General features: G+C 51.2%; 25 protein-coding genes. 24 read left to right on the top strand and 1 reads right to left on the bottom strand.

Annotated elements, in window-relative coordinates:
- The first annotated feature begins 76 nt into the window (after positions 1 to 76).
- The 19 genes from QTL79_RS14705 (at position 77) to QTL79_RS14795 (ending at position 18,200) form a co-directional block, all read left to right on the top strand.
- Positions 77 to 1,045 carry a polyprenyl synthetase family protein gene (locus tag QTL79_RS14705; RefSeq protein ID WP_346355721.1) on the top strand — a complete coding sequence of 323 codons (969 nt, stop codon included), beginning with the start codon at positions 77 to 79 and terminating at the stop codon, positions 1,043 to 1,045.
- Between the two features lie 175 nt (positions 1,046 to 1,220).
- Positions 1,221 to 1,379, top strand: coding sequence for a twin-arginine translocase TatA/TatE family subunit (tatA, locus tag QTL79_RS14710; RefSeq protein WP_346355722.1), 159 nt, complete (start codon positions 1,221 to 1,223; stop codon positions 1,377 to 1,379).
- Positions 1,380 to 1,456: 77 nt separating this feature from the next.
- The gene (locus QTL79_RS14715; RefSeq protein ID WP_346355765.1) at positions 1,457 to 3,280 is read left to right on the top strand and encodes an FAD-dependent oxidoreductase; all 1,824 of its coding nucleotides are present in this window, start codon (positions 1,457 to 1,459) and stop codon (positions 3,278 to 3,280) included.
- Between the two features lies 1 nt (position 3,281).
- Complete coding sequence (locus QTL79_RS14720; RefSeq protein ID WP_346355723.1) at positions 3,282 to 4,226, top strand: succinate dehydrogenase/fumarate reductase iron-sulfur subunit; 945 nt, start codon at positions 3,282 to 3,284, stop codon at positions 4,224 to 4,226.
- The gene (locus QTL79_RS14725) at positions 4,223 to 5,080 is read left to right on the top strand and encodes a CoB--CoM heterodisulfide reductase iron-sulfur subunit B family protein (RefSeq protein ID WP_346355724.1); all 858 of its coding nucleotides are present in this window, start codon (positions 4,223 to 4,225) and stop codon (positions 5,078 to 5,080) included. Before QTL79_RS14720 ends, QTL79_RS14725 begins: the two co-directional genes overlap by 4 nt.
- Positions 5,081 to 5,226: 146 nt before the next feature.
- Positions 5,227 to 5,430 (top strand): twin-arginine translocase TatA/TatE family subunit, encoded by a 204-nt coding sequence (gene tatA, locus QTL79_RS14730; protein WP_346355725.1) that lies wholly within the window; start codon positions 5,227 to 5,229, stop codon positions 5,428 to 5,430.
- 9 nt (positions 5,431 to 5,439) lie between these two features.
- Positions 5,440 to 6,213 carry a twin-arginine translocase subunit TatC gene (gene tatC, locus QTL79_RS14735; RefSeq protein WP_346355726.1) on the top strand — a complete coding sequence of 258 codons (774 nt, stop codon included), beginning with the start codon at positions 5,440 to 5,442 and terminating at the stop codon, positions 6,211 to 6,213.
- Positions 6,214 to 6,235: 22 nt separating this feature from the next.
- Positions 6,236 to 7,696 carry a menaquinone biosynthesis decarboxylase gene (locus tag QTL79_RS14740; protein WP_346355727.1) on the top strand — a complete coding sequence of 487 codons (1,461 nt, stop codon included), beginning with the start codon at positions 6,236 to 6,238 and terminating at the stop codon, positions 7,694 to 7,696.
- Complete coding sequence (locus QTL79_RS14745) at positions 7,689 to 8,537, top strand: UbiA-like polyprenyltransferase (RefSeq protein ID WP_346355728.1); 849 nt, start codon at positions 7,689 to 7,691, stop codon at positions 8,535 to 8,537. The genes QTL79_RS14740 and QTL79_RS14745 overlap by 8 nt, the downstream gene beginning before the upstream one ends.
- A gap of 49 nt (positions 8,538 to 8,586) precedes the next feature.
- Complete coding sequence (folD, locus tag QTL79_RS14750; protein ID WP_346355729.1) at positions 8,587 to 9,450, top strand: bifunctional methylenetetrahydrofolate dehydrogenase/methenyltetrahydrofolate cyclohydrolase FolD; 864 nt, start codon at positions 8,587 to 8,589, stop codon at positions 9,448 to 9,450.
- Between the two features lie 19 nt (positions 9,451 to 9,469).
- Complete coding sequence (locus tag QTL79_RS14755; protein WP_346355730.1) at positions 9,470 to 11,137, top strand: formate--tetrahydrofolate ligase; 1,668 nt, start codon at positions 9,470 to 9,472, stop codon at positions 11,135 to 11,137.
- A 24-nt stretch (positions 11,138 to 11,161) separates the two neighbouring features.
- Positions 11,162 to 11,917: a methylenetetrahydrofolate reductase gene (locus QTL79_RS14760; protein WP_346355731.1), complete on the top strand. Its 756-nt coding sequence runs from the start codon at positions 11,162 to 11,164 to the stop codon at positions 11,915 to 11,917.
- Between the two features lie 14 nt (positions 11,918 to 11,931).
- Positions 11,932 to 12,777 carry a sulfide/dihydroorotate dehydrogenase-like FAD/NAD-binding protein gene (locus tag QTL79_RS14765; RefSeq protein ID WP_346355732.1) on the top strand — a complete coding sequence of 282 codons (846 nt, stop codon included), beginning with the start codon at positions 11,932 to 11,934 and terminating at the stop codon, positions 12,775 to 12,777.
- Positions 12,762 to 14,162 (top strand): NADPH-dependent glutamate synthase, encoded by a 1,401-nt coding sequence (gene gltA / locus QTL79_RS14770; protein ID WP_346355733.1) that lies wholly within the window; start codon positions 12,762 to 12,764, stop codon positions 14,160 to 14,162. The genes QTL79_RS14765 and gltA overlap by 16 nt, the downstream gene beginning before the upstream one ends.
- Positions 14,163 to 14,347: 185 nt before the next feature.
- Positions 14,348 to 14,914 carry an anthranilate synthase component II gene (locus tag QTL79_RS14775; RefSeq protein ID WP_346355734.1) on the top strand — a complete coding sequence of 189 codons (567 nt, stop codon included), beginning with the start codon at positions 14,348 to 14,350 and terminating at the stop codon, positions 14,912 to 14,914.
- 71 nt (positions 14,915 to 14,985) lie between these two features.
- Positions 14,986 to 16,383 carry an aminodeoxychorismate synthase component I gene (pabB, locus tag QTL79_RS14780; RefSeq protein WP_346355735.1) on the top strand — a complete coding sequence of 466 codons (1,398 nt, stop codon included), beginning with the start codon at positions 14,986 to 14,988 and terminating at the stop codon, positions 16,381 to 16,383.
- Between the two features lie 12 nt (positions 16,384 to 16,395).
- Complete coding sequence (locus QTL79_RS14785) at positions 16,396 to 17,253, top strand: aminotransferase class IV (RefSeq protein WP_346355736.1); 858 nt, start codon at positions 16,396 to 16,398, stop codon at positions 17,251 to 17,253.
- Positions 17,241 to 17,795: a 3'-5' exonuclease gene (locus QTL79_RS14790; protein WP_346355737.1), complete on the top strand. Its 555-nt coding sequence runs from the start codon at positions 17,241 to 17,243 to the stop codon at positions 17,793 to 17,795. Before QTL79_RS14785 ends, QTL79_RS14790 begins: the two co-directional genes overlap by 13 nt.
- A 15-nt stretch (positions 17,796 to 17,810) precedes the next feature.
- A complete protein-coding gene (locus QTL79_RS14795; protein WP_346355738.1) occupies positions 17,811 to 18,200 on the top strand; it encodes a secondary thiamine-phosphate synthase enzyme YjbQ in 390 nt (129 codons plus the stop codon).
- A gap of 99 nt (positions 18,201 to 18,299) precedes the next feature.
- Here QTL79_RS14795 and QTL79_RS14800 read toward each other — a convergent pair whose 3' ends face one another.
- Positions 18,300 to 19,241 (bottom strand): aromatic acid exporter family protein, encoded by a 942-nt coding sequence (locus QTL79_RS14800; protein WP_346355739.1) that lies wholly within the window; start codon positions 19,239 to 19,241, stop codon positions 18,300 to 18,302.
- A 209-nt stretch (positions 19,242 to 19,450) separates the two neighbouring features.
- Between QTL79_RS14800 and QTL79_RS14805 the strand changes: the two genes are divergently transcribed.
- The 5 genes from QTL79_RS14805 (at position 19,451) to QTL79_RS14825 (ending at position 24,007) form a co-directional block, all read left to right on the top strand.
- Positions 19,451 to 20,056, top strand: coding sequence for a GGDEF domain-containing protein (locus QTL79_RS14805; RefSeq protein WP_346355740.1), 606 nt, complete (start codon positions 19,451 to 19,453; stop codon positions 20,054 to 20,056).
- Positions 20,057 to 20,292: 236 nt separating this feature from the next.
- Complete coding sequence (gene larC / locus QTL79_RS14810) at positions 20,293 to 21,582, top strand: nickel pincer cofactor biosynthesis protein LarC (RefSeq protein WP_346355741.1); 1,290 nt, start codon at positions 20,293 to 20,295, stop codon at positions 21,580 to 21,582.
- On the top strand, positions 21,563 to 22,387 hold the full coding sequence (gene larE, locus QTL79_RS14815) for an ATP-dependent sacrificial sulfur transferase LarE (RefSeq protein ID WP_346355742.1): 825 nt from the start codon (positions 21,563 to 21,565) through the stop codon (positions 22,385 to 22,387). The genes larC and larE overlap by 20 nt, the downstream gene beginning before the upstream one ends.
- Entirely contained in the window at positions 22,380 to 23,126 is a 747-nt protein-coding gene (larB, locus tag QTL79_RS14820) for a nickel pincer cofactor biosynthesis protein LarB (RefSeq protein WP_346355743.1), read from the top strand. The genes larE and larB overlap by 8 nt, the downstream gene beginning before the upstream one ends.
- Before the next feature lie 29 nt (positions 23,127 to 23,155).
- Positions 23,156 to 24,007: a patatin-like phospholipase family protein gene (locus QTL79_RS14825; protein WP_346355744.1), complete on the top strand. Its 852-nt coding sequence runs from the start codon at positions 23,156 to 23,158 to the stop codon at positions 24,005 to 24,007.
- Positions 24,008 to 24,012 lie beyond the last annotated feature (5 nt).

Here is a 24,012-nt window from a genome sequence, read left to right on the forward strand (position 1 = left end):
CTGTAAAAAGGCATGGACGAAAGTCTGATCGATAGTGTATGATAGACAGAGACTTTACATGTGGGTGATTACGATAGTGAAAAATTCCATGTTTGATTTGATAAGCAACGACTTAGAGCATTTGGAAGATGAGCTGATTACGGTAACTAAATCACAGGAAGAGTTAATTCGTGAAATCAGCAGCCATTTGGTACAGGCGGGAGGCAAGCGCTTGCGTCCGGCTTTATATTTTTTGTCTGCGCGCAGCGGCGGTTGCCATGAAATGGCGGAAATGATGCCGATGGCGGCAGCCTTGGAATTGATCCACATGGCAACGTTGGTGCATGACGATGTTGTCGATCATGCGGAGACTCGGCGCGGCATTGCAACGGCAAATGCATTGTGGGGCGGACATTCTTCTGTTTTGACCGGCGACTATCTCTTTGCCCGTGCTTTTTCTCTTATCGCCAATACGGTCGATAGCGCCCGCTTGGGCGTGCTGGCCGAATTGATCTGTGCGATGAGCGAGGGCGAGATCAACCAAAGCGCCAGTGCCTATGACGCGAACCAGACCGAAGAAGAATATTTGGTGCGGATTGCGCAAAAGACGGCTGACTTCATCGCCGCCAGTTGCAAGCTGGGTGCAATGTCGGCGAGAATGAGCCCCACGGCTGTAGATGATTTTCGCGAGTACGGCTACTGCCTCGGTATGGCGTTTCAAATCACAGACGATATTCTGGATATGACCGCTACCAGCGAGCAACTGGGAAAACCGGCAGGGCATGACCTGCGTCAGGGCATGATTACGATGCCGGTGATTTATGCGCTGCAGCAAAGTTTGGCGAAGGATGAACTGGTGCAGATTGTGACTGACCGCGCGATGAGCGATGCGAAAGCGGAGCGTGGCCTGACGATTATCCGCGAATCGGGCGCGCTGGAATACAGTTATAAGAAAGTGGACGAGTATCTGGAGAAGGCGCGTCACATCTTGGCGGCGCATGTGCCGCAAGAGTTTCAAGAGGCTTTTCAGGAAATTGCCGACTTTGTCGCAAAACGCGAGTATTAGGAAATGAAAAAACTGTCCCGGTTTCGGCAACGAACCGGACAGTCTTTTTTATGCCCATAGAGAATGAGTTAATTGCAATCAATGCTGAAAAAACTTTAAAAAATAATGGCGTGTTTTTGTACGGAGTAAAATAAATAGTTGAAGAAAACGTGATTCTCAGGAAGGAGGGATGGATATGTTCAGCTTCAGTATGGCAGAGTTAGCGATGATACTGGTTATCGCACTGGTCGTTTTCGGCCCGGGAAAACTGCCGGAGGTCGGCAAGGCGCTAGGAAAGGGAATACGAGAAATGCGCCAGGCCGTAAGCAGCGAAAGCGAAAAAAAGCAAGGTTGATGAGAGCATGAGCTGCTTTAAAAACAGAAAAAGCAGTTCAAAATATATGAAAAGCAGGTGCGAATAGCGTGGATAAGATGAGCAGACGGACATTCCTGAAAGTAGGCGCTGCGGCGGGAGCCGCTGTTGTTGCCGGCGCGTACTTTGCCTGGCCGGGCAGCAACATACCGGAAGCGGTACGGAGCGGTAGCGCATTATATGACGTATTGATCATCGGCAGCGGCGGCGCAGGTATGAGAGCGGCGCTGGAGGCCAGCAAGCAAAAAGGGATCAAGGTCGCCGTGATGACGAAGATGGCCCCGACCCGTTCGGCGACGACGATGGCGCAAGGCGGCATCAATGGTGCGGCGCGCAACACGGATACGAAGGATTCGCCGGAGATTCATGCTTTTGATACCGTCAAGGGCGCCGACTATCTTTGTGACCAGGATGCGGTGGCGTATTATACGGAAGAATCGGCAAAGATGCTGTTCGAACTTGATTATTCGGGCATTGCCTTCAATCGACAAGAAGATGGGCGTTTCCACCAGCGTAAGATGGGCGGCAGCAGTTATGCACGCGCCGCCTATTCAGCGGATATTTCGGGCCATGCAGTACTGCACACCATGTTTGAACAGTGTTTGAAAGAGAATATTGATTTTATTTCCGAGTGCCAGTTGCTTGAAATTGTCGCAATGAACGGCAAACTGAGCGGCGTCGTCGCGGTCGATATGCGCAGCGGCGAGATGCTCTCGGTTCCTGCTAAGACGGTCATCGTCGCGACTGGCGGTTACGGACGGGCGTATTGGGTGCGCACCAGCAATCCTTACAGCTCGACCGGCGATGGCATTGCCGCTTGTTTAAACATCGGCATTCCGTTTAAGGATCCTGAAATGGTGCAGTTCCACCCTACCGGTCTGGCCAGCAATGGCGTACTGCTATCGGAGTCAAGTCGCAGTGAAGGCGCTCATCTGCTTAACAGCAGTGGCGAGCGCTTCATGGCACGGTATGCACCGAAGGCGATGGAACTCGGGCCGCGTGACCTTGTGTGTCAGTCCGTTGAAAAAGAAATCTTAGCCGGCCGCGGAATCGGTGAAGGGTTGAAAGCAGCGGTCTATCTCGATTTCCGTCATATTCCGAAGGCGATCATTCAGGAACGTCTATTCCAAGTTCGGCAGCTGGCCTTGCAATTTGAAGGAGTGGATATTTTCGACGCACCGGCGCCGATTCGGGGAACCTGCCATTATTCGATGGGCGGCATCGATGTGGTCGATTATAAGACCTGTGCGACGAAGATCGCGGGCATTTATGCGGCCGGGGAATGTTCCTGCATTTCGGTGCATGGCGCGAACCGCTTAGGAGCAAACTCTTTGAGCGAGGTCTTGGTATTTGGCAAGACGGCGGGCGCGGCGGCTGCGGCTTATGCAAAAGGCGCCGGATACGAAGGCGACAAAGAAAAACTAAAAGCGGCTGTCGCAGCATGGAACCGCAAATTTGATGAAACGACGAAGCGAAGCCAAGGAGCATCAGTTGCGATGATTCGCGATAAAATGGCAATGACGATGTGGAATAATGCCGGGATTTTCCGCAATGAAAAAGGCTTGCGTCAGGCGATGGGCGACATGCAAGAACTGCAGGCGATGTATAATACTTGTCAGGTTGGCGATTCCAGCCGTACCTGCAATACTGCATTTATGAATTATATTGAGCTGGGTAATTTGCTGCGGCTTGGCAAAGGGATTATTTATGGCGGCTTAGCCCGCAAAGAAAGTCGCGGCAGTCATTCGCGCACCGACTTTCCGCAGCGTGATGACAAAAACTTCTTGCAGCATACGCTGATCAGCAAAGAAGGCGATGGCTTTAAGACGGAATATCGTCCTGTGATGATTGGACAGTACAAACCGGTGGAAAGGAAGTATTAAAATGGCTATTACATTAAAGATCCAACGGTTTTTGGGCGAGAAAAAATGGGAACAAGAATATCGGCTGGAAGTGGAAACGGGGATGACCGTCCTCGGAGCCTTAATAAAGATCAAAGAAACCATGGATCCTACACTGACGTTTACCGCATCGTGCCGCTCCAGCATCTGCGGCGCTTGTGCGGTGAAAGTCAATGATAATGCGGTACTGGCGTGTGAGACGTTGCTGGCTGATCTGTTGAAGCGTTATGCTTCTGACACGTTAACGATTGCTCCGTTAGGGAATTTTACGGTGCTGCGTGATTTGATGGTTGACTGGCAGCCTAAGTATGACCGGCTGAAAAAAATAAAACCGGCATTGCAGCCTAAAACGGAATTCAGCGCCAGTGAAGGTTGTCGGCAGTCGAAAGATGAGTTTAAAAAATACAGCAAAAACTCGGAGTGCATTTTGTGCGGTTCCTGCGTGTCGGAATGCAACAAGAGCAATCTAAACAGCAAGGATTTTCTTGATCCGTTTATTTTCAGTAAGGCGGCTAAATTTGTAGCTGATTCACGTGATAAGGATGCTGTTGCGCATTTGGAGCCGGCAGTAAAGGATGGTTTGTGGAAATGCCTGAATTGTCAGGAGTGCGCTGCGAAATGCCCGAAAGGGCTGAGCCCGGCAGAAGATATCGAGAAGATGAGGATTGCAACGTTTGAGAAGAAAATGTCCAGCAACGAGGGATCGGATCATGCGATGGCCTTTTATGATGACGTCAAAGAACTGGGGCGGTTGGATGAAGCGAAACTGGCTTTAAAGACCGAAGGTCTGAAATCGGCGTTGCGTGTGCCGGTGGCCTATCGTCTGATGCGCTCCGGCAAGCTTAACCCGCTTGAGCAGGCAAAGCCGATTGGCGATATTGAAAAAGTACGGGCTATCATGAAGGCGGCAAAGGAGAAGAAATTATGAGATATGCGTTATTTCCTGGCTGCGTCCTGCGCGGCGCCGCAAGCGAAGCCTTTCTTGCCACGGTAAAAGTAACGGAAGCGTTGGGTATCGACTTGGTAGAGATTCCCGAGTGGACCTGCTGCGGCGCTTCGCATATGCAGGATGTTGATGAACTGACCTCGCTGGCGATTAATGCGAGAAACTTGGCGATTGCGGAAAGCATGGGTTTGCCGGTCATGACCGTCTGCAATACTTGCACGCTGCAATTGCGGCGTGCCAAGGCTGCACTGGATAGTGATCCGGAATTAAAAGCCAAGGTCAATGAAATCCTTGCCGCTGGCGGTTATGAATATAAAGGAACCAGTGAAGTAACTCACTTGCTCTGGGTTTTGGCTTCCAACCCCGGCTTGTTGGATGGCAAAGTGGCGCAGCCGCTCAATGGACTGAAAGTGGCCGGTTATTACGGGTGTCACTTGTTGCGTCCGCCAACCGTGATGAATTATGAAGACGCGCTGAATCCGCGCTCGCTGGAGAAAATAATTGGATTGTTAGGCGCGCAAGCAGTTGATTTTGATTACAAACTTAAATGCTGCGGTTTCCATGCGTTTTGGACGGCAGAAAAAGATGTCATGCAGGTGACGGGAAAAACGGTTGATAATGCGGCTAAAGCCGGTGCAGATCTGCTGGTTACGCCTTGCCCGCTTTGTCAGATGCAGCTTGACATGTATCAGCCGGAAGGGCGGGAAGCCGCCAACAGCAAGGCGGAACTGCCCATTTTGCATTTGCCGCAGCTCATCGGCCTCGCGCTTGGCATGAAGAAAGAGGAGCTTGGCATACAGCGTCATATATCCGCAGTCGATAAAATTCGTTTCTAAAGTGTGGAAAGAAAAACCGCCGCTTCCGAAAAAGGAACGGCGGTTTTTTAAATCAGATGGCGTCGCAACTGAAAAGGGTAAATTGTATTTTCTGCGGGGAATAGGTATAATAATAGCAGCAGAGTAAAGAAAGGGGCTTATTTCATATGTTTAGCTTTAGTATGCCTGAATTGGTACTCGTTCTTGTTATAGCATTAGTTGTCTTTGGACCGGGAAAATTACCGGAAGTGGGTAAGGCGATCGGCAAGAGCCTCCAGGAATTTCGCAAGGCTACCACAGTAGAACCGGAAGCGGAACAAAAGGTGGAGGCTAAGAAAACGGAAGAAGTAAAGACCGAGGAGAAAAAGTGAGGGTGACCAATGTCTGATTTGATCCATCAGGAAGCGGAAGAAGAAACGAAACGACCGGAGGCTGAAGCTGAAGCGGAGCAGGAAGCTGGGGCAGGCGATATGTCGCTGGTTGGCCATCTGGAAGAGTTTCGCCGTCGTTTGTTGATTTGTTTGGCCGCTATTGCGGTAGGCAGTACCGGCTGTTATTTTTATGCCGCGCAGCTGGTGCATATCATCACGGCTCCGGCGGGAAAATTATATTATATGAGTCCGGGTGAAGCCTTTTTCACTTATCTGAAGGTTTCTTTTTTTGCCGGGTTTTTACTGGCGCTGCCGATTGTTCTCTACCAAATGTGGGCGTTTATTGTACCTGCGCTCAGCAAGAAGGAGCGGGGAACCGGTTTGTTTTTGGTTCCGGCCTCGGTTTTATTGTTTTTTATCGGTTTGGCCTTTGGCTACCTGCTGGCATTGCCGGCGGGCATCAAATTTTTCATGGGCTTTGCAACGGAAGACTTGCAGCCGTTGCTGTCGCTCGGCGAATATTTATCGTTTGTCATTTCCTTTTTGCTGCCGTTCGGCATCGTGTTTGAACTGCCGCTATTCATATTAGTCTTGGCCAAGGTGGGCTTTGTCGGATCAGCTTTTTTGAAGAGCAAACGCAAGCATGTTCTGGTCTTGTCTTTTGTGATTGGCGCGGTATTGTCGCCTACGCCGGATGTTTTTTCGCAGACGATGGTGGCGGTGCCGATGATTGTCTTATATGAAATCAGTTATTGGATCGTACGTTTTATTATGAAGAAGTAAAGGGTTGAGAGGAGTTTCGTTCGTGGCATTTAATGATTTGCGAGAATTTATTCAGGCGCTGGAAAGTCGCGGCCTGTTGAAGCGTATTACCCAACGGGTTAGTTGTGAGCTGGAAATCACCGAGATAACGGATCGGGTTTCCAAAATGACCGGCGACAAAAATGTTGCCTTGTTATTCGAAAATGTTGAAGGCCATACGACGCCGGTGCTGATGAATGCGTTCGGCAGTATGGAGCGCATGGCGATGGCGCTCGGCGTTGAAAAACTCGACGATGTGGCGGAAGAAATTCGCTCACTGCTCAAGATTCCGTATATTTCGATTCAAAATAAATTAGACTTGATTAAGTTGGTGCCGCAGGCGAAACGGGCGATTCATTTTCCCAAATACGTCAGAAATGCACCGTGTCAGGAAGTGGTGATCAAAGATCAGCCGTCGCTTGACGCTTTTCCGATTCTCAAATGCTGGCCGGGCGATGCCGGCAAGTTCATTACGCTGCCGCTCGTATTCACTAAAAATCCGTTAAACGGCAAGCGGAATGTCGGCATGTATCGGCTGCAGGTATTTGACGGCCAGACGACCGGCATGCATTGGCATATTCATAAGAACGGCGCGGAAAATTTCCGGGCGCATCGAGAACTCGGCAGGGATCGCATCGAAGTAGCGGTTGCAATTGGCGGCGACCCGGCGGTGACCTATGCGGCGACTGCGCCGCTGCCGAAAGATATCGATGAAATGATTTTTGCCGGTTTCCTGCGCAAAAAAGCAGTGGAACTGGTAAAATGCCAGACCGTTGATGTCGAGGTCCCTGCGCAGTCGGAAATCGTTCTCGAAGGCTATGTGCTGATGGACGAACTGCGGCGTGAAGGTCCGTTTGGCGATCATACCGGCTATTACTCGCTGGCCGACGACTATCCTGTTTTTCATATTACCTGCATTACGCATCGCAAGAATCCGATTTATCCGGCGACCGTGGTTGGCAAACCGCCGATGGAAGATTGCTATATGGCCAAGGCGACGGAACGGATTTTCCTGCCTCTTTTGCAAATGAGCATTCCGGAAATCATCGATATGAATTTGCCGCTCGAAGGCGTGTTCCATAACTGCGCGGTCGTATCGATCAAAAAGTCGTATCCGCAGCAGGCGAAAAAAGTCATGCACTCGATTTGGGGCATGGGGCAGATGATGTTTACCAAGATGATTATCGTCGTGGATGAACATGTCAATGTGCAGGATATGAATGAAGTATGGTGGCGGGTCTATAATAATATCGACGCGCGGCGGGATGTGGTCATGGTTGACGGACCGCTTGACGTCTTGGATCACTCGTCGCCGATGCCGAATTGGGGAACCAAAGTGGGCATCGATGCCACGAAAGCATGGCCGCAGGAAGGTTATAGCCGAGAGTGGCCGGATGAAATCACCATGTCGGATGATGTGAAAGCAATCGTCGACAAGAAATGGAAGGAACTAGGTCTTGAGTAAACTGAAAGCGCACTTGGATAATATCGTTTTTTCGCATTCTGTTTTTGCTTTGCCTTTCGCTTATATGGGAGCTATTTTGGCGGCCGGTGGGATGCCCACCGGCCATGACCTGTTTTGGATTACCATGGCCATGGTTGGCGCGCGTAGTGCAGCCATGGCCCTTAATAATTTCATTGATCTCAAATATGACAAATTGCATCCGCGCTTCACGCAGCGCCCGATGGTTACCGGGGAAGTCAAGCCTAAAGAGGCGGTGTTGTTCATCGCTTTTAGCCTAGCTCTTTTTATTTGGGCGGCCGCGAATCTGCAGCCGCTTTGCCTCAAATTGGCGCCGTTGGCACTGGTGCCGCTTTCGATTTATCCTTATATGAAGCGTTTTTCCTGGACATGCCACTTGGTATTGGGCGTGGCTCTTGGCGTAGCGCCAATCGGAGCCTGGGTTGCGATACAGGGCGTGATCGGCTGGCCGATTCTTTGTCTTGCTTTGGCGGTCTGTGTTTGGATCGCCGGTTTTGACGTTATTTATGGCTGCCAGGATGTCGAGTTTGACCGCAAGCATGGTTTGCATTCGATGCCGGTTCGATTTGGCGTGGCAGGTGCGCTCCGCTTATCGAGGCTGATGCACTTGGTGAGTGTGGGACTTTTCTTTTGGGTTGGACAACTGTTTGCTTTGCCGGCGCTCTATTATCTTGGCGTTTCGCTGGCCGGCATCGTACTCGTCTACCAACACAGCATTGTGTCCGCAGACGATTTGAGCCGTGTCAGGCAGGACTATTTCATGCGCAATGGTATCGTGGGAATTGCCTTGCTGGTGTTTACAGTGCTGAGCATTGTGTTATAATGGTTGATAAATGTTTTCGACATAATATGCCTAGGGGGAATGAATATCCATGACGGCAAGACTGTTAGAAGGTAAAGTGTTTGCAGCGCAATTGAAAGAGCAGGCAAAAGCCGATGCTTTGCAATTGAAGGCTAAGACCGGAGTGACGCCGGGCTTGGCGGTGATTATTGTCGGCGATAATCCGGCATCGCAGGTGTATGTGGCTAATAAGCACAAGGCCTGTGAAGAGTTAGGGATTTACTCCGAGGTGATCCGCATGTCGGAGCATACCAGCAAGTCACAGTTATTGGCGCAGATTGAACAGCTTAACCTGCGCAAGGATATTCACGGCATATTGCTGCAGCTACCGTTGCCGGATGCTTTAAAGGCTGACGAAGCGGAATTTCTTTATGCGATTTCGCCGGACAAGGATGTGGATGGATTCCATCCGGTCAATGTCGGACGCCTCAGCATCGGCCAGGAATATTTGGTGCCGTGTACGCCGTATGGCTGCATCCGAATGTTGGAGCTGGCCGGAATTCCGCTGGAAGGAAGCCGGGCGGTCATTGTCGGTCGCAGCAATATTGTCGGCAAGCCAATGGCGCAGCTGTTGCTTGCGCGTAATGCCACCGTTACGATCTGCCACTCGCGGACCAAGAATTTGTCCGAAGTGACGAAAGAGGCCGATATCTTGATTGTGGCGATCGGCAAAGCCAAGTTTCTTACTGCCGACATGGTCAAACCCGGTGCAGTCGTGATTGATGTCGGCATTAACCGGCTGCCTGACCGTAAACTCGTTGGCGACGTTGACTTTGAAACGGTCAAGGAAGTCGCCGGAGCGATTACTCCGGTGCCCGGCGGCGTCGGATTGTTGACGATTGCTGTCTTGCTGCAAAATGCGGTGACGGCGGCGCGTGCCTTGCAGAAGCGATAAATTTCGAGGGGGTCAGAACGTGAAAAGTGATGTGGAAATTGCCCAAGCGGCGCAAATGAAACCGGTCGTCCAAGTGGCGGCTGAAATGGGACTCACGGAAGATGATCTGGAACTGTACGGAAAATATAAGGCAAAGGTTGCTCTGCCGGCTTGGGAACGTCTGAAGACGCAACCGGACGGCAAACTGGTTTTAGTCACGGCGATCAACCCGACGCCGGCCGGCGAAGGCAAGACAACGACGACGGTAGGCCTTGGCGATGCGCTGCGCAAAATGGGCAAAAAGGTGGCAATCGCATTGCGTGAGCCGTCGCTCGGCCCCTGTTTTGGACTGAAAGGCGGCGCAGCTGGCGGCGGTTATGCGCAGGTCGTGCCGATGGAAGACATCAACCTGCATTTTACCGGTGATTTTCATGCGATCACTTCGGCGCATAACTTGCTTGCAGCGATGCTTGACAATCACATCCATCAGGGCAATGACCTAGGCATCGATCCGCGTCGCATCACCTGGCGACGGGTCATGGATCTTAACGAACGGGCGCTAAGGAACATCGTCTGCGGTTTGGGCGGCAAGATCAACGGCGTACCGCGGGAAAGCGGCTTTGATATCACGGTCGCCTCGGAAATGATGGCGATTCTTTGTCTGGCAGGCGATCTCGAAGATATGAAGGAACGCATCGGCCGGATCATCGTGGCCTATACTTATGACAATCGTCCGGTGACGGCCAACGATCTTAAGGCGACCGGCGCATTGACGCTCTTGTTCAAGGATGCGATCAAACCGAATCTGGTACAGACGCTTGAAAACACGCCGGCTTTCGTGCATGGCGGTCCGTTTGCGAATATCGCGCATGGTTGCAACAGCGTGATGGCGACAAAATTTGCTTTGAAGATGGCGGATGTCTGTGTGACGGAAGCCGGCTTCGGCGCGGATCTGGGCGCGGAAAAATTTCTTAATATCAAGTGCCGTTTTGCTGGCCTGCGTCCGGCGGCGGTAGTTATCGTAGCCACCGTCCGTGCGCTCAAGATGCACGGCGGCGTGCCAAAGACCGAATTGGTCGGTGAAAACATGACGGCGCTCGGCGCTGGTTTGGCGAATCTTGAGAAACACATCGAGAACATTCAAAAATTCGGCTTGCCTGCGGTCGTTGCCATCAACGCATTCCCGACCGATACGGCGGCGGAACTGGAATTTGTCAGAGAACGCTGCAATACGCTCGGCGCGGAAGTCGCTCTGTCCGAAGTGTGGGCCAAGGGCGGCGAAGGCGGCCGTGAATTGGCGGAAAAAGTCTTGGCTGCCTGTGAGAAGAAAAATACCTTCCAACAATTATATGATGTGAAAGCTCCGATCAAGGAGAAGATTGCGGTGATTGCCAAGCAGGTCTACGGTGCGGCGGATGTTGCGTATACGCCGGCGGTGGAAAAGACGATTGCGGAACTGACCGCGCTCGGCTTTGACAAGACGCCGATCTGTATGGCCAAAACGCAGTACTCTCTGAGTGATGATGCAAGCAAGCTCGGGCGTCCGGATGGCTTTACGGTAACGGTCAAGGAGCTTCGCGTTGCGGCTGGAGCCGGTTTTTTGGTGGCATTGACCGGTGAGATCATGACGATGCCCGGTTTGCCCAAACGACCGGCAGCGGAAAAGATGGATATTGACAACAGCGGAAAAATTATCGGTTTGTTTTAAGCAAGTCGTCGTAGGAGGAGTAGCATGACCCGAATCGCTATCGAGTTGGTTCCGCGCGAGTGCCAGGAACTGGTCCGGGAACTTGAAATCGTAAAAGACTTTTTTCCGGCGATTGATATGATCAATATTCCGGATTTGCTGCGCTACGATATGCGCAGCTGGGAAGGGTGCGCGCAGGCGAAACCTTATTTTCGTCAGGTGATTCCGCACATCCGGGCGATTGACATCGATCCGCAGCAGCCGCTGCCGATGGCGGATTTTCTCGTTGAGAACGGGATTCGTGAAGTCTTGGTCATCACCGGTGATCCACCGCAGGATATGTCGCGACTGATTTATCCGACGACCAGCGTAGAACTGATTGCCAAATTCAAAAAAGAACTTCCGCATATCAAGGTGTATGCAGGAATCGATCAATATCGGACGAGCATCCGCAGCGAGTATGATTATTTGCGGCGCAAAGAATATGCAGGCGCGGATGGATTTTTCACGCAGCCGTTCTTTGATTTTCGCCTGCTTGAAATTTACGCCGAATTATTGGAAGAGCGCGAAGTGTTCTGGGGTGTTTCTCCGGTCACCTCCGACCGCAGTTTTCGCTATTGGGAAGCAAAGAATCATGCGGTATTTCCGAAACAGTTTCAGCCGACGCAAGAGTGGAACCAGAATTTTGCCCGGCAGGTCCTCGATTATGTCCGGCGCATCGACAGCAATATCTATTTTATGCCGATCCGCACGGATATTCAGAAATATTTGGCGGGAATATTTCCCGGGCAAAGTGAGTAAGGGAGGCTATTTATATGTATGAAATATTAGTAAAAAAAGAATTGGCGCCCAGCGTCAAGTTGTTTGAGGTAGCGGCGCCGCAGATTGCACGTAAGGCGCAGGCGGGGCAGTTTGTCATCTTACGTGTTGATGCGGAAGGCGAGCGCGTGCCGCTGACGATTGCCGATTTTAATCGCGAAACGGGAAGCATCACAATCATTTTCCAAGAAGTCGGCGCATCGACGAAACTGCTCGGCCAACTTGAAGTGGGGGATGCGTTGCACGATTTTGTCGGTCCGCTCGGCCAGCCGACGCATGTAGAAAACTTCGGCACAGTTGTTTGCGTAGGCGGCGGCATCGGCATTGCACCGGTCTATCCGATTGCCCGCGCGATGAAAGAAGCGGGCAACAAGGTCATTTCGATTATCGGCGCACGTTCGAAAGACATTTTGATCTATGAAGAGGAAATGGCTTCGGTCAGCGATGAACTGATCATCACGACTGATGACGGCACAAAAGGTCGCAAGGCACTGGTGACCGAGCCGCTCAAAGAATTGCTCGACGGCAGCGCGCCGGTCAATCTGGTCGTGGCGATCGGTCCGGTCATCATGATGAAGTTCGTTGCGGAAACGACGCGCCCGTACGGCGTACACACGGTAGCCAGCCTTAACCCGATCATGGTTGACGGTACCGGCATGTGCGGCGGCTGTCGCGTGGCGGTCGGCAAAGAAAACAAGTTTGCCTGCGTTGACGGCCCGGAATTCGACGCGCACTTGGTAGACTTTGATAATCTGATGGCGCGCCAGAGAATGTATAAGCGCCAGGAAAAGGATCACAGCGATCATTGCGAGGGAGGCAGCTGCAAATGTCAATCTCATTAAAGAAACATCCGATGCCGGAACAGGATCCGAAAGTCAGAGCGGGAAATTTTGAAGAAGTCGCGCTCGGCTATACAGCAGAACTGGCAACGGCGGAAGCTGCGCGTTGCCTGCAATGCAAGGCGGCGCCATGCCGTCAGGGCTGCCCGGTCGAAATCGATATTCCTGCCTTCATCGCTCAACTTAAAGAGGGCGACCCAGCAGGCGCTATCCGTACGATCCAGCAGGTAAACAGTCTGCCTGCCGTATGCGGCCGCGTTTGCCCGCAAGAAGACCAATGCGAGAAATATTGCGTGCTGGCTAAAAAAGGCGAAGCGGTTGCGATTGGCCGTTTGGAGCGTTATGCAGCCGATTTGGCGCGTGAACAAGGCGGCGAAGATCCTGTCTCCGTTGTGCGCGAGGATGCGCCCAAAGTTGCGGTGATCGGTTCCGGTCCGGCAGGACTCAGCGTCGCGGGCGATTTGGCCAAGAAGGGCTTTCGGGTAACCGTGTTTGAAGCGCTGCATTTGCCGGGCGGCGTATTGATGTACGGCATTCCTCAATTCCGTTTGCCGAAAGAAGTCGTACAGGCGGAAATTGACGTTTTGCGCAAACTCGGCGTTCAATTTGAAGTCAACGCCGTAATCGGGCGTACGTTTACCGTCGATGAACTGCTGGAAGAAGAAGGTTTTGACGCCGCGTTCATCGGTACCGGCGCGGGTTTACCTTACTTTATGGGCATTGAGGGCGAAAATCTCAATGGCGTGTATTCGGCCAATGAATTTTTGACGCGCTGCAATTTGATGAAGGCGTATCAATTCCCCACCAGCGGTACGCCGATCCATGTCGGAGAAAAAGTTGCGGTCGTCGGCGGCGGCAATGTGGCCATGGATGCGGCGCGCACGGCGCTGCGTCTCGGCGCAGAAAAAGTCTACATCGTCTATCGGCGTTCCGACAAGGAATTGCCGGCGCGACTCGAAGAAATCCACCACGCCAAAGAGGAAGGCATCGATTTCCAATTCCTCACGGCGCCGCTGGCCGTCGAAGGCAAAGACGGCTGGGTCAGTGGTCTGACCTGTATTCGGATGGAACTGGGCGAACCGGATGATTCCGGCCGCCGTCGTCCGGTCGAAGTGCCGGGATCGGACTTTACGCTCGACGTCGATACAGTAATCATTGCGATCGGCCAGGGACCAAATCCGTTGGTACAGTCGACGACCAAAGGCATGGAAACGAACCGCAAAGGCAATATCGTAGCGGACGAACAGACCGGCGCAACGACGAAACCGGGCGTGTTTGCGGGCGGCGACATTGTCACCGGTGCGGCGACCGTGATCTTGGCGATGGGGGCAGGGAAAAAGGCGGCTGTCGCGATTGCCGACTATCTGAACGAAAAAACGAAAAAATAGCAACTGAAGTTTTAAATAAAAAGGCACTAAGTATAGGAAGAAGGGAAACGGTATTGAAACCATCCCTTCTTTCTTTTTTCTTCAGGTAAAAAAAGAGCGGGAGTTTTTTAAGAAAAGGAAGTTTGAAAAAAACATCGCGGTCTGATAAAATCTTCATATTGCAGCTTGTGCGGGGAGGAACTGCCGTGATTCTGGTGATCGATAATTATGATTCGTTCGTCTATAACATCGTGCAATATTTGGGCGAACTGGGCGCGGAAAGCAAAGTGGTGCGCAATGATGCGATAAGCGTGCAAGAAGCGCTAAAGCTTAGCGCGACGCATTTGCTCCTCTCACCGGGGCCTTGCACGCCGGATCAGGCCGGCAATACGCTGGCGCTGATTGAGGCGTTTGCCGGACGGATTCCGATTCTCGGCATTTGCCTTGGGCATCAGGCGATCGGCCAACTTTTTGGCGGATGCGTTGTCCGTACACCACCCTGTCATGGCAAGACGACTCTGATTCGTCACGACGGTCAAGGTGTGTATGCTGGACTGCCGGAAACGATCAAGGTAACGCGTTATCATTCGCTGGCGGTAGAACGGCTGAGTCTGCCAGGCTGCCTGCAGGTGACGTCAGAAACCGCCGAGGGCGTAATTATGGGACTGCGGCACAGAGAATACCCTATCGAGGGAGTCCAGTTTCATCCGGAAGCGGTATTGACGCAATACGGCCATCGAATGTTGCAAAATTTTCTTGAGCAATCCTTTTAAAAACAAAAAAGCACTGCAGTACAGGCTTTAACAAGAGTGAGTTTGACTGTCGAATAAGAGGAGGGGGAGCAATGCAGCCTCTCATACGTGAAGTCCGGTTGTCCGCTTCGCTGGCGGACTTATACGGCCGCTATGCTGCGGAACCGTACAGTATCTTTCTGGATAGCGCGCGCAATGCTTATGAAATGGGGCGTTTTTCTTTCGTGATGCGTCAGCCTTTTTTGCGCTTACGTTATAAGGGCGGACGGGGTTGCTGGATCTGGGCAGACGGCAGGATTGAAAATTTTACCGGGCCGCTATGGCCGGAACTGAAGAAGCGCGTGGCGGCGTATCCTGTTTTCCAGACGCAGATTCCATTCGTCGGCGGTGCGGTCGGTTATTTTGCATATGATTTGGCTTATGAGCAGGAAAGTCTGCCCGGCGCAAGTGCAGCTGACCGTGAACTGGCGGATTGCAGTCTGGGGTTTTATGACAGCGTTGTCGCATATGATCATGAAACGGAACGCTGTTTCATCCTGGCCAGCGGTTGGCCGGAGGAAACGGAAACGCGGCGCAACCGGCGCGCAGAAGAAAGTTTGGCAGCGTGGGAAGAGGCCTGCATTGCATGCAGCCCATTGCCGCTGCTTGTCCGTCCGCAGCCGGTCGGGCCTTATCGAACGAACTTTAAGAAAACGCAATATTGCAGGCAACTGGCAAAAGCCATAGAATATATATATCAAGGCGATATTTTTCAAGTCAACCTATCACAGCGTTTTACAGCGCCGTATGAAGGTGATCCGTTTGCCGTCTATCGCTATTTGCGGGAAATTAACCCGGCGCCGTTTGCCGCATACCTGCAACTGGGAGAATGCGTGGTGGCCAGTGCGTCACCGGAGCGGTTTTTAAAAATAGAAGCCGATAACGTCGAGACGCGTCCGATTAAAGGCACAAGGCCGCGCGGCGGTACTGCAACGGAAGATTCGCGGTTGCGCCGCGAATTGTTGCACAGCGAAAAAGATCAGGCTGAGCTCGTAATGATCATTGATCTGATGCGCAATGATTTGGGCAAGGTATGCCGCTTCGGCAGCGTCAAGGTGCCGGAAGTTTTTTGCTGTGAAGAATATGCCACAGTTTTCCATCTGGTATCCACGGTGCAGGGGCGCTTGCGTCAGGAATGCACGGCAGTGGATCAACTGGCAGCCGCTTTTCCGCCGGGATCGATCACCGGCGCGCCCAAGGTGCGGGCGATGGAAATTATTGATGAATTAGAGCCGGTTCGCCGCAATGTCTATACCGGATCGATCGGATACTTGTCATTTTGCGGCAAGGCTGACTGGAACGTTGCAATCCGCAGTTTGGTTTTTCAGGCTCAGGAGGCTTGGTTTCAAGTCGGCGGCGGCATTGTCGCCGATTCGCAGCCGGCGGCGGAATATCAGGAAACCTTGGATAAAGCGAAGGCGTTGTTATGGGCTTTAGGGTATGAGACATGAGGGGGAAAAAGGATGCGATATCTATACCAGAAGCAAAGTATTGTGACATTAGCAAAAGCGGCAGCTTCTCCTTTTGACCATGGCTTCTTATATGGGAACGGTCTCTTTGAAACAATGGAAGTTTGGGGCGGTCGGCCGGTCGATCTGGCCGCGCACATCGAACGCTTGCGTCATGGAGCGAAGGTTCTCGGCTGGCCGGACTTACCGCTGGAAGATATCCGGCAAAGTTTACGTGGCGCGATTGCCGCGAATCAGGTGCGTTTTGGTTATGTCCGGCTGACGTTGTCGCGCGGCATTGGGCCGACGCGTCCGAATGACTCGATCTGCGGTCCGGTTCAGGTCTGGTGTTTTGCCGATACGATCAAGCGGACTGCCGATGCGGAGCCTTGGAGTTTGTCTACGGTGTCGATTCGGCGCAATGAAACTTCACCGCTGTCGCAGATCAAGTCGGCTAACTATTTGGAAAGCATTCTGGCGCGCAAAGAAGCGAAAGCCAAGGGCAGCGACGAGGCGCTGATGCTCAATACGTTCGGTTTGGTTGCCGAGTGCAGCACCGCTAATTTGTTTTTTGTTAAAGGCGGCAATCTGCTTACGCCGGACCGTTCAAGCGGCATTTTGCCGGGCGTCGTTCGGCAGCGCATCCTGCAGCTGGCCGATTGTCTCGGCATTCATATCGAAGAGCGGAATGTATGGCCGGAAGAATTGCAGGAAGCTGAAGAAGTATTTTTGACTAGTTCACTACTTCGCTTGCAGCGTGTGAGCCATATCGACAATATCGCGGTCGGTGCTGCAGAAGCTCCGCTGACAAAACGATTGTCGACTGCTTATGCTGAATGGTTGGAGAAGGAGGGACGCGATTGGATTTTGTAGCCATTGACTTTGAAACGGCGAATGCAAAACGCAATAGTGCGTGCAGTCTGGCGGCGATCAGCGTCGCCGACGGTACGATCGCCCGCGAAGCGTATTCGTTGATTCGACCGCCGGAAATGCGTTTCGATGCGAAAAATATTGATATCCATGGCATCACGCCGCAAATGGTCGCGGAAAAACCGACGTTTGATCAACTGTGGGACAGAATCAGACTTCATTTAGAAGGGCAGTGGGTGCTTGCGCACAATGCGGCGTTTGATATTAGCGTACTGCGCAATATGCTGGAAACGTATGCGCTGCCGTTGCCCCAGATGCAGCACTTGTGTACGGTGAAATTGGCGCGGCGTGTTTGGCCGGGACTTGCCAGTTATCGGCTGTCGGCGCTGGCCGATCAGTTCGGCATTCAGTTTTGCCATCATAATGCGCTCCAAGATGCGAGGACGTGCGCCCAGATTGTGCTGCTCGCGCAGCAGGAAGCCGGTGTGGCGACCTTGCCCGAGTTGAGCCGCTGCACAGGCGTAAAACCGAAAGCTTTTAACTAAAGAGGAGGAATGATGATGCGGGAAATCAAATTGTCCACACCACGCGAAGGTTTTATCGACATCACAAAGCAGGTGGAGAAAGCGGTATTGGAAGCGGGGACACGCAAAGGCTTATGCCAGGTTTTTGTGCCGCATACGACAGCGGCGGTGACGATCAATGAAAATGCCGATCCGGATGTGGTGACCGATATGCTGACAGCCTTAAACGCGATGGTGCCGAAGCTGGCCTACCGGCATCGGGAAGGCAATTCACGCGCGCATCTGAAAAGCTCGCTCTTAGGAGCGTCGGTTTCTCTGCCGATTCTTGAAGGACGCTTGGCGCTGGGAACCTGGCAGGGGATATATTTTTGCGAATTTGATGGTCCACGCGATCGTAAATTCTGCATTCAGATTGTAGGCGACTAAAAAAGGCGGGATGTTCGTAGACAAAAGAAGCCGGAACAAGCCTTTAAAAATAAAGTGCCCTCGATGAAGGCTCTCTTTCATCAAGGGCACTTTATTTTTCTATTTCAAGCCGGTTTCCAGACGTAGGAATTCTTCCATGTCATTTAGGAATTGGTAGAGCATGCCGCGATTTTCGAATTCTGCGCGGTTTTGCGGCAAGTCCATCGCCTGAAAAACGCCGCGCAGTTTATTAAGCGCGATAAGTTTTTTTTCACTGGGCGTGCTAAGAAATGTTTCTGCGACTTCGCTGGTGAAATCGGCAATCAGATGCGTTTGCGTATACGAGAAGGAAAGGCGCTCGAAATGCTTGCGCATGCGCTGCAGCGTATAAAACTGTTGCGTGCGGATACTCATATAACGGCTATAGTCGCCGGCATTGGAGGAAAAACTGTTGTTGGAGTTCTTGTTGGCAAATTCACGTCCCTGCTGTAAATTGGCTTCGAGGCGAGTGAAATGCTCCTGTTCTTTGATCGAGACAACCTGTTCACGCAGTGAGTAGGCCATATTGAGAAGGATTTGCCGGAACATGCTTTCGATCGCTTCCTGCTCTTCTTTTATTTTGCTCTCAAAACTGGGTACGTAAAGATGCAGGAAAAAAGCGATGCTGACGCCGATACCCATAAGTGAGATTTGGTTTACGATGAAGGCGACGTCATTGGTTTTTTCGATTAAAAGCTGTGAAACCAATACGGCGCTGACAACAATCCCTTCCTGTACGTTGAAACGAACAGAAAGTGGAATGAACAAGAGCAAGAAAAGGCCGAAGACGAGCGGCGTATAACCGAGGCGCGTGAACAAAAGCGTAGCGATAATCAGCGCCAGGAGAAAGGCGCCAAACATTTTGCCTGCGAAACGCAGCGACTGTTTGCGCGTACTTTGCAGGCTGAGAATCGTAATGATGCCGGCAGCCGAGGCATATTTCAAATCAAAATGTGCTGCAATATACATGGAAAGAACGGTGCCGATGACCGTCTTTAGCGTGCGATAACCGATAAAACCCATAAGAACCTCCTTTATTCCGTCATCTCTATTTTGCCATAAAGAACGCGGTGAAGCAATTTTCCGAAGGAAAATGATTTGACATATAGAAAGGATTGTAAGATAGTAGATAAACAAGAAGTAAAATGTTTGGGCAATGCGATCGTGGAAGCGGTGTTTTGCTGGGAAGGATGAGTGGCGTGGTGGGGCGTAGGGGAAGGTGCACGGGAGTCTTGCTCGTTGTTATTTTCGCAATTGCGATGCGCAGTTACGCATATGTATATTGGGGTTATCCGCTTACCAAGTTTCCTTTTTTTGCCGTGGTGGCCGCCGCGCTTTCCTTTATGATCGGCTGGCAGTATGATAGAATGAAATTCTTAGCGGAAAGAGACAGCCTGACAAAATGCTATAACCGTAGGTTTGTCAGCGGGGTGTTTCCCGGCTTATTGGACGAAGTGAAGAGGAAGAAAGAACAGCTGAGTTTGATGATGCTGGATTGTGATAATTTTAAGGCGATAAATGACAGCTACGGACATAAGAAAGGTGACCAGATTCTTCAGGCATTGTCGGCGCTGTTAAGGGCGAATGTGAGGAAAAGAGATCTCGTTGTGCGCTGGGGCGGCGATGAATTCATCATTATTGCGCCGTATGCCGATCGGGAAGAATTAGAAAAAACAAAGGAGCGTGTTGAAGCGGCGTTACTGTCGCTTTCGCAAGAGCTTCAGATCGATATCCGTATTTCGTGCGGCATTGCCACTTATCCGAAAGATGCAAAAAAGATTGAGGATTTGATTCATCGGGCCGATTCGGATATGTACGGTATAAAAAAACATGCATAGGAAAAGTGAAAGCTTTCGCTGCAAACGGCGGAGGCTTTCATTTTGTCGTGTTAAGGCATTCACAAGTGAAAAAATAAAGAAAATAGCAAAGAGAGAACAGGAAACGACGCTTGTCTGTTGAAATGGATGACATTGGCGGATTTTCTTCGCTGAGCCGCCGCGAAAAAGAAGTTCGGCGTACGGCAACTGAAATAGAGAAACGAGACAGAGGCGAAAGTGCGATAGGAGAGAAAAAAATGAAAATACTATATTATGATTGCTTTTGCGGCATCAGCGGCGATATGAATTTAGCGGCTTTGCTCGATCTGGGCGTGCCGGAAGAGTATCTGCGGCAGGAACTTTCAAAACTAAAGATCGATGCGGAATATGAACTACAGATAACGCGTAGCGTCAAAATGGGGATTAGCGGCACGCGTGTTGATGTACATTTAACGACACCGCCACAGTACGCTGAAGTAAGTTTACTTGAGCAGAATCATCATCACCATCACCATGGTAATGACAATAAACACCATAAAAGAGAAGAAAAAGAGCATCTGCATCACGCTTCACGCAATTTACAAGACATTGAAGAACTGATTCAAGCGAGTGAGTTAAAGGAAAAAGTGAAGGCGAAAAGCTGCGCTATGTTTAAGAAACTGGCTGAAGCCGAGGGCAGAGTTCACGGCAAGACTCTCTACGAAGTCCATTTTCATGAAGTGGGCGCAACGGATTCGATTGTCGACATTGTCGGCGCTGCTATTTGCCTGGACTATTTAAAAGTGGATAAGATTTGGGCCTCGGAGGTGCAGGTGGGCGGCGGATTTGTAAAGTGCGCGCATGGAACGATGCCGGTTCCGGCGCCGGCGACCGTTGAAATCTTAAGAGGCATTCCGATTAAGGCCGGACTCGTTGCTTATGAAACCACGACGCCGACGGGCGCGGTCATTCTGGCAAGCAATGTGCATGGCTTTGGTGTATTGAACGATTTTTCAATTAAAAAAGTCGCGTACGGTATCGGCCATCGTGATCTTGCCGTTCCGAATGTACTGCGCGTCTATCTCGGCACGCTTGAAAGCGACGCGACGAGCGAAAAGAGAATAATGTTGGAAACGAATATTGATGATATGAACATGGAACTGTACAGCCATATTGAAGAGAAATTGTTTGCCAAAGGCGCAATTGACGTGTTTAAGACAGTCGTTGCAATGAAAAAAGGGAGAACGGGTATTCAGCTTAGCGTCTTGGTTGATGCAGAGTGCGAAGCGGCGGTGCTGGGCGTAATTTTTCGCGAAACCACTTCGATCGGCATTCGCAAGTATGTTGTCGAGCGAAACGTATTACGGCGCGATTTTACTCAGGCAGAGACGGAATTTGGCGTGATCCGTGTGAAAAACAGCTATTACCAAGGCGAAAGAGTGAATGCGAAACCGGAATACGAAGATTGCAAGCGCTTAGCCGATGAACATGACGTGCCGATTAAAACCGTATACAGTGCAGCATATAAAGCAATTGAGGATATAAAAAATGAATCAGAAAAAATATAATGAACTGCTCCATTATCTGAAAGAATTAAAAAGTACGATCGTGGCTTTTTCCGGCGGCGTGGACAGTAGTTTCCTCCTGTGGGCGGCAAAAGAAGCGCTGGGCGAAAAGGTCAAGGCGGTGACCCTTGCGACGATCTATACGCCGCGCTGGGAACTGGCCGAGGCGAAAGAGTTTGCTCAGTCGCTGCAGGTGGAACATGAGATCATCGAAGTTGAAATGCCGGAAACGATCCGTTTTAATCCGGAAAACCGTTGCTATCTGTGCAAAAAGGAACTCTTTGCCCGCATTACGCTGCTGGCAGAGCGGCAAGGCTTTCAACATGTCAGCGATGGGACGAATTTTGACGATTTGTCCGATTACCGCCCTGGCCGTCAAGCGCTCGCGGAACTGGGAGTCAAGAGTCCGCTGCTCGCATGTTGCCTGACGAAGGATGAAATCAGAGCGTTATCCAAAGAAAAAGGACTGGCGACATGGGATAAGCCTGCCTATGCTTGCCTTTTGACGCGTCTGCCCTATGGGCAGGAAGTTACGCAGGAACTTCTGACAAGGATTGAAGCGGCCGAGCGTTACATGATGCAGCTTGGCTTTGCGGCTGTGCGCGTTCGCTGTCATGACGAACTGGCGCGCATCGAAGTGGACCGGCAGGAACGAAAAAAACTTTTCAATGAAGAGATAGCGGCGGAAATTTCCGCTGTATTCAAGCAGCTTGGTTTTCGCTATGTGACGCTGGATCTGGACGGCTATCGAATGGGGAGTTTTAATGCGAATCAGCTGAATGATCCGAAAGGAGGCCAGCATGAATAAGGCTGATTTGCAAAAAATGTTGCAGCGGCTGCACGATAATGAACTCGATGTTGCAACCGCGCTAAAGCAGCTTGAGGATCTGCCGTTTAAAGATTTAGGCTTTGCGCAAATCGATAATCACCGCGCGCTGCGCGTTGGCTATCCTGAAGTGATCTACTGCGAAGGCAAGACGGCCGAACAAGTGACGGAAATCATCGCTTTTATGCTGAGCAAAGGGAATAATATCTTGGCGACGCGTGCGAATGAAGCCGTATATGAGGCGGTTTGTCAAATTTGTAGCGATGCCGTCTATAATCCGCTTGGTCGGACAATCACGATCAAGCGGCGCGAAGAAAAAATGAGCGACAGCTATATCGCGATTGTTGCCGCGGGCACATCCGATTTGCCGGTTGTCGAAGAAGCGGCTGAGACGGCCGTGCTGCTTGGCAACAGAGTGGAAAAAATTATTGATGTCGGCGTCGCCGGCATTCATCGTCTCTTTGCGAAGTTGGATGTGATTCGCGGCGCGAAAGTGATCATTGTCATTGCCGGAATGGAAGGGGCTCTGGCCAGCGTAGTCGGCGGACTGGTCGACAAACCAATTATTGCGGTACCGACCAGCGTCGGCTATGGAGCCAATTTCGGTGGACTGTCCGCACTGCTTTCCATGATGAACAGCTGTGCGAGCGGCGTCAGCGTGGTCAATATTGATAACGGCTTTGGCGCGGCGTATAATGCAAGCATGATCAACAAACTTTGAGTGTTGTCATAGATAGGAATGGTGAACATATGTTGGAGAAAACAGGAATTGTATTGGAAGGCGGCGGCATGCGCGGCGTATATACGGCGGGCGTGCACGAATATTTGCTCGAACAGGAAATCTATTACCCGTATGTGGTTGGCGTATCGGCGGGAGCCAGCAATTCTTGCAATTATGTGGCGCGGCAGAAAGGCAGAGGGCGGCGCGTCAATCTTGACTACTTGAACGACTGGCGCTATATGGGATTGCGCAGTCTGGTCGTTAACGGTTCTTATTTCGGTCTTGATTTTTTGTTCAACGATATTCCGAATCGCATCGATCCGTTCGATTTTGAGACTTTTTATCGTACGCCTGGCGTATTTCGGATCGGAGCGACCAATTGCCGTACGGGACGAACCGATTATTTCGACAAGGAGCAACTGGCGTCAGGCTTGTTGCACATCAAGGCTTCCTGCTCGTTGCCGCTCTTATCGCCCATCGTTATGATTAACGAAACTCCATATCTCGATGGCGGCATCGCCAACCCGATTCCGGTGTGCAAAGCGCTGGCGGACGGCTGTGAACATGTCGTCGTCGTGCTCACGCAGCCGCCGGGTTATCGGAAAGAATCGATCTCGCGCAAAGCGAAAATGATTTACCGCACGGTGTTTAGAAAATATCCTGCTCTGGTACGGGCATTGGAAAACCGACACACGCATTATAATGAAACCGTTCTATTCGTCGAAGAGTTGGAACGGCAGGGCAAAGCCACGATCATTCGTCCAGACGGCAGCCTTAAACTGCAGCGCTTTGAAAAAAATATCGAGCTGCTCGGAGCATTGTTTGAACAAGGATATCAGGATGCTGCGCTTAAACTGGGCAAGAGAGTAAAGGCAAATTAGACAGA

The sequence above is a fragment of the Azotosporobacter soli genome (genome assembly GCF_030542965.1).
Taxonomy (GTDB): Bacteria; Bacillota; Negativicutes; order SG130; family SG130; genus Azotosporobacter; species Azotosporobacter soli.